Genomic DNA, 222 nt, shown 5'->3' with positions numbered 1-222 from the left:
CCGGCAGGTGAGGGAGTAGTTACTGCCCCAATGCCGGGCAAAATCATCAGGATATTAGTCAAGGAGGGCGATGAAGTCAAAACCGGCCAGGGACTACTCGTCCTCGAGGCCATGAAAATGGAAAATGAAATCCCCGCGCCAAAGGACGGCGTAGTAAAGAAAATCCTCGTCAAAGAAGGCCAAACCGTCGACACAGGACAAGCACTCATAGAAATAGGGTGA

General features: G+C 51.4%; 1 protein-coding gene. It reads left to right on the top strand.

Features of this window, described 5'->3' with window-relative positions; genetic code table 11:
* The coding region (locus E3E23_RS09955) for a biotin/lipoyl-containing protein (protein WP_167908402.1) at positions 1-222 on the top strand (222 nt) is incomplete at its 5' end.

Origin of the sequence: Thermococcus sp. CX2 (assembly GCF_012027555.1) — an archaeon.
GTDB lineage: Archaea > Methanobacteriota_B > Thermococci > Thermococcales > Thermococcaceae > Thermococcus.
Note: the sequence above shows the minus strand (reverse complement) of the source record. Positions and strands in the feature narration are given on the sequence as shown.